The 1,925-nt window shown below is 66.3% G+C and carries 4 protein-coding genes and 1 pseudogene; 2 read left to right on the top strand and 3 right to left on the bottom strand.

Features of this window, described 5'->3' with window-relative positions:
• Positions 1 to 205 (top strand): hypothetical protein (locus tag NDW01_RS42635; protein WP_252830378.1); only part of this gene is annotated, 205 nt, incomplete at its 5' end.
• A gap of 53 nt (positions 206 to 258) precedes the next feature.
• On the opposite strand, the pseudogene NDW01_RS42630 reads toward NDW01_RS42635, so the two are convergent.
• From NDW01_RS42630 to NDW01_RS42620, 3 genes and pseudogenes are all read right to left on the bottom strand, one after another.
• A pseudogene (locus NDW01_RS42630) lies at positions 259 to 378 on the bottom strand (ATP-binding protein); the annotation flags it as partial.
• A gap of 1 nt (position 379) precedes the next feature.
• On the bottom strand, positions 380 to 733 hold the full coding sequence (locus NDW01_RS42625) for a DDE-type integrase/transposase/recombinase (protein ID WP_305883867.1): 354 nt from the start codon (positions 731 to 733) through the stop codon (positions 380 to 382).
• Positions 734 to 753: 20 nt separating this feature from the next.
• Positions 754 to 891, bottom strand: coding sequence for a hypothetical protein (locus NDW01_RS42620; protein WP_252830377.1), 138 nt, complete (start codon positions 889 to 891; stop codon positions 754 to 756).
• A 70-nt stretch (positions 892 to 961) separates the two neighbouring features.
• On the opposite strand from NDW01_RS42620, the gene istB reads away from it, so the two are divergent.
• Positions 962 to 1,717 carry an IS21-like element helper ATPase IstB gene (gene istB / locus NDW01_RS42615; protein ID WP_308211890.1) on the top strand — a complete coding sequence of 252 codons (756 nt, stop codon included), beginning with the start codon at positions 962 to 964 and terminating at the stop codon, positions 1,715 to 1,717.
• Positions 1,718 to 1,925: the final 208 nt, after the last annotated feature.

The following is a 1,925-nucleotide window of genomic DNA, read 5'->3' as shown; positions in this document are numbered from 1 at the left end:
TTCCGCCAGACCAGCACTCGACCTGTCCACCACACAGCAGTCCACTGACCGCCCACCAGCACAAACCCTGGCCACCAGCCAGCACTTTCAAGACCACCCACCAGCGCTCACCGATGCCCGCCAGCAGGCGGCCTCGGTCGAGCGGCTGGCCGAACGAGCACGGGTGTCGGCGTACTCCTTGAAGTGCAGAGCTAAGTACGGGTAAACGTGCAGAGCTGATCAGCGTCTCCGTCAGCCGGCTGCGGCCTCGGCTTCGACGGCTTCCAGGCGGTTCTTGAGCCGGTAGCTGGGGCCGTTGATCGCGATGACTTCGCAGTGGTGCAGGAGCCGGTCGAGGATGGCAGTGGCCAGTACCTCGTCGCCGAAGACCTGGCCCCACTTAAGCGGCCAGCACATCGATGTCGAAGTCGTAGTGCCCGGCGAACGCCACCGCCTCAGGGTGCAGCGGCACCGCCTTGCCCGGAGCGACATGGCGGCGCACCACGGTCTTGGTGCGGTCATAGACGATCGAGCCCGGCACCCCGCCGAAGTGCTCGAACGCCCGCCGATGGCAGGCCCAGAAGGTGGCCAGATCCTGGCTGGTGGTGAAGCACACGAACGGGTCGCGTGAGTACGACAGCGTCATGTGGAAGGAGTAGACCTTCGCGATCCCGGCATGCGCCAAGATCGCGGCCTCATCGCCCCAGTCGACCTGGGCCTGGGCACCCGGAACCACCTCGAAACGCCGATGCAACCGGGCCAGCTCACGCGGACTCAGCCCCAGCTCCTCGGCGATCCGCGGCCGGGCTTCTTGAAGGCGGTCTCCCGGGCGATCTCCGAGATCGACGCACCCGCGTCCCGCAACGCCCGGAACCGGCGCAGCTCCAGCCACCGCTCGGCCTCCAGCACCACCGTGACCTGCCCCTCGCCGTGATGATCAACACCACCCGACGGGCTTCAAGATCACCGCCATGGACCAGCAGTGGACACGCTGATCAGCTCTGCACGTTTACCCGTACTTAGCTCTGCACTGGAACCCGTACGCCGACAACGGGCCGAGTCCTGGAGCCATGAGGAGTTCCTGGCCGCCTGCCTGCAACGCGAGGTCGCCGCCCGCGAATCCCATGGCGGTGAGGCCCGCATCCGCTCTGCCCGCTTCCCGGCCCGCAAGGGCCTGGAGGACTTCGACTTCGACCACCAGCGGTCCCTCAAACGCGAGGTCATCGCCCACCTGGGCACCCTGGACTTCGTCACCGCCCGCGAGAACGTGGTCTTCCTCGGGCCGCCCGGCACCGGCAAGACCCATCTATCGATCGGCCTGGGCATCCGCGCCTGCCAGGCCGGCCACCGCGTCGCGTTCGCCACCGCCGCCGAGTGGGTCGCCCGCCTGGCCGACGCCCACGCCGCCGGGAAACTGCAAGACGAACTGGTCAAACTCGCACGGATCCCGGTGCTGGTCGTTGATGAGGTCGGCTACATCCCTTTCGAACCGGAAGCGGCGAACCTGTTCTTCCAGCTGGTCTCCAGCCGCTACGAACGCGCCAGCCTCATCGTCACCTCCAACAAGCCCTTCGGCCGCTGGGGCGAGGTGTTCGGCGACGATGTCGTGGCCGCAGCGATGATCGACCGCCTCGTCCACCACGCCGAGGTCATCAGCCTGAAAGGAGACAGCTACCGCCTGAAGAACCGCGACCTGGGCCGCGTTCCCACAGCTCAGACCAACAACGACCATCAGTAGAACCCGCGACCAACAACACGACCAGGGGGTCAACCTTCAGGCGCGGGACTGTCTGAAAAAAACCGTAAGTCCCATCAGCGACGGTCACGTCCAGCGGAGTGGTGTATGAGTTGGCCTTCGCGTGATCCGTTCCTGCAGGTTAAGCGGTGATTGCTTGCGGTGCGGTGTCCTGGTCCGGCGTTTCGCCGCTCAGGAGTCGCAGGCGTGC

Origin of the sequence: Actinoallomurus soli (assembly GCF_024055715.1) — a bacterium.
Lineage (GTDB): Bacteria > Actinomycetota > Actinomycetes > Streptosporangiales > Streptosporangiaceae > Actinoallomurus > Actinoallomurus soli.
The sequence above is the reverse complement of the archived record's forward strand: the minus strand, read 5'-3'. Positions and strand labels throughout refer to the sequence as shown.